Origin of the sequence: Micromonospora sp. D75 (assembly GCF_018070405.1) — a bacterium.
GTDB classification, from domain to species: domain Bacteria; phylum Actinomycetota; class Actinomycetes; order Mycobacteriales; family Micromonosporaceae; genus Micromonospora; species Micromonospora chalcea.
Window position 1 is genome coordinate 1 of sequence record NZ_JAGPXV010000872.1, and the last position, 1,904, is coordinate 1,904.

Annotated in this window: 4 protein-coding genes; all 4 read left to right on the forward strand. The window is 74.8% G+C overall.

The window, feature by feature from the left end:
* The coding region (locus KBX39_RS30145; protein ID WP_369010127.1) for an FAD-dependent oxidoreductase at positions 1–197 on the forward strand (197 nt) is incomplete at its 5' end.
* Complete coding sequence (gene thiS, locus KBX39_RS30150; RefSeq protein WP_013288601.1) at positions 188–388, forward strand: sulfur carrier protein ThiS; 201 nt, start codon at positions 188–190, stop codon at positions 386–388. The genes KBX39_RS30145 and thiS, both read left to right, overlap by 10 nt.
* Before the next feature lie 5 nt (positions 389–393).
* On the forward strand, positions 394–1,167 hold the full coding sequence (locus tag KBX39_RS30155; protein WP_210873799.1) for a thiazole synthase: 774 nt from the start codon (positions 394–396) through the stop codon (positions 1,165–1,167).
* 62 nt (positions 1,168–1,229) lie between these two features.
* Positions 1,230–1,904, forward strand: a 675-nt coding sequence (locus KBX39_RS30160) for a thiamine phosphate synthase (RefSeq protein ID WP_210873801.1), incomplete at its 3' end; no start/stop codon positions are given.

Sequence of the window (1,904 nt, forward strand, 5' to 3'; positions counted from 1 at the left end):
CGGACAACGCGCCGATCATCGGGCCGCTGCCCGGGCAGCCGGGTGTGCTCGCCGCGACCGGACATCACCGGCACGGCATCGTGCTCACCCCGGTCACCGCCGACCTGGTCACCGAGCTGATCGTCACCGGCGAGCCGGATCCCGCGCTCGCCCCCTTCACCCCGGACCGCTTCGGGAAGGAGCGCACGTGGAACTGATCGTCAACGGCACCGGCCGGACGCTGCCCGAGGGCGTCACCGTCGCCGAGGTGGTCCGCACCGTCACCGACCGGGAGCGCGGGCTCGCCGTAGCGGTGAACGGCGAGGTGGTGCCGCGCGGCGGCTGGTCGGCGAGCGTCCTGCGCGACGGCGACCGGGTCGAGGTGCTCAGCGCCACCCAGGGCGGGTGAGCAGGATGTCCACGCTTGAGATCGGTGGGGTCGGGTTCGGCTCCCGGCTCATCCTCGGCACCGGTGGCGCGGCGAACCTGCACGTGCTGGAGGCGGCGATCCGCGCGTCCGGCACCGAGCTGGTGACGCTGGCGCTGCGCCGGGTCGACACCACGCCCGGCGGGTCGGGTGGCCTGCTCGACCTGGTGGAGCGGTGCGGCGTACGGCTGCTGCCGAACACGGCCGGCTGCCGTACCGCTGTGGAGGCGGTGAAGACGGCGCACCTGGCCCGGGAGGCGTTCGACACCGACTGGGTGAAGCTTGAGGTGATCGGCGACGAGCGCACGCTCCTGCCCGACGGGGTGGAGCTGCTGCGCGCCGCCGAGGAGCTGGTCGCGGACGGGTTCACCGTGCTGCCGTACACGTCGGACGATCCGGTGCTCGCGCGGCGGCTGGCCGACGTGGGCTGCGCGGCGGTGATGCCGGCCGGGTCGCCGATCGGCTCCGGGCTGGGCATCGGCAACCCGCACCACATCCGGCTGATCCGGGCGGCGGTCGACGTGCCGGTGGTGCTCGACGCGGGCATCGGCACCGCCTCCGACGCCGCCCTCGCCATGGAGCTGGGTTGTGACGCGGTGCTGCTCGCCAGCGCCGTGACCCGGGCCGTCGACCCGGTCGCGATGGCCACGGCGATGCGCTACGCGGTCGAGGCCGGCCGCCTGGCGTACGGCGCGGGCCGCATCACCCGCCGCTTCCACGCCCTGCCGTCCACCCCCGACGAGGGACGGCCCGACCTGTGACCGCCTCACGCGTAGCGGATCTTGGTACGGAGGCGCCCCCCGAGGGGCGGCCGCGTACCAAGATCCAGGGCGGGCCGAGCGGGGTCGTGCTGCTGACCGATCGGCGGGTGGCCCGGGGGGCGCTCGTCGACGTGGTGGCGGCTGCCGTGGGTGGGGGAGTGCGGTGGGTGGTGCTGCGGGAGAAGGACCTGCCGCGCCCCGAACGCCTCGCGCTCGCCGTCGACCTGCGCGCGATCCTCGCCGACGCGGGCGGCACGCTCGTCGTCGCCGGACCCGACCCGCTCGACGGGGACGCGGTGCACCTACCGGCTGCCGGCCCGTACCCGCCGCCCGCCGTCGGCCTGGTCGGCCGCTCCTGCCACGACACCGCCGAGCTGGCCCGCCTCACCACCGAGCACTACGCCACCCTGTCCCCGCTCTACGAGACAAAGACAAAACCCGGCTACGGCCCTGTGTTGGGACCGGGCGGATTGAGCGAGCTGATCGCGGTCAGCCCCGTGCCCGTCCTCGCGCTGGGCGGCATCGAGAACCCGGACCAGGTCCACGCATGCGTCGAGGCGGGCGCCGCCGGAGTAGCCGTGCTGGGCGCGATCATGCGCGCGGACGACCCGAGAGAAACCGCCACCACGCTGGGCAGAGCCTTCCAGGAGGCAGCAACCCGTCTGGCACGCACCCACCCGGCAGGCCCGAGCGGAGGCCCCCACGCGACAGGGCTGCGGCCGACCGTGCCCACGGAG

Bases quoted from the DNA above. Each gene is read 5' to 3' on its own strand.
- KBX39_RS30155 (WP_210873799.1), top strand. From the start codon at position 394: ATGTCCACGCTTGAGATCGGTGGGGTCGGGTTCGGCTCCCGGCTCATC.